Source organism: Rhodoplanes roseus (assembly GCF_003258865.1).
Taxonomy (GTDB): Bacteria; Pseudomonadota; Alphaproteobacteria; order Rhizobiales; family Xanthobacteraceae; genus Rhodoplanes; species Rhodoplanes roseus.
The window spans coordinates 1-356 of the sequence record NZ_NPEX01000694.1 but is presented as its reverse complement, the minus strand read 5'-3'; the positions used below and the strand labels follow the sequence as shown (position 1 = coordinate 356).

The window sequence follows — 356 nt, the reverse complement described above, 5'->3', positions numbered from 1 at the left end:
AACGGGCCGATCGACAGCGTTCAGACCGTCACAGTGATCAAGGAGGTCACGAAGAGCGTCACCCATCAGCTCGCGGGTGGTTCCGACGCCCTGCCTGACACACCGGTCTACGCCATCATGTCGGTCGCTCAGGGTGGCAACACCTATGCCGCCAATGCCGATTACAGGCTCACGGCAGACAAGGTGGATTGGAGCCCGAACGGGGCCGAGCCGTCAGCCGGGTCGACCTATTCTGTCACCTACCGCTACATCGAGACGGTGATCCCGCAGGCGATCGGACGATCAACGATCGCGCTGGAGGCGGCCGTCGTCGGGCAGCCGGTGACAGCGAGTTACCGCTGGAAGCTGCCGCGCAT

General features: G+C 63.8%; 1 protein-coding gene. It reads left to right on the top strand.

Annotated elements, in window-relative coordinates; all coding sequences use genetic code 11:
- Positions 1–33 precede the first annotated feature (33 nt).
- A partial coding sequence (locus CH341_RS32005; RefSeq protein ID WP_245431344.1) for a DUF4815 domain-containing protein occupies positions 34–356 on the top strand: 323 nt, incomplete at its 3' end.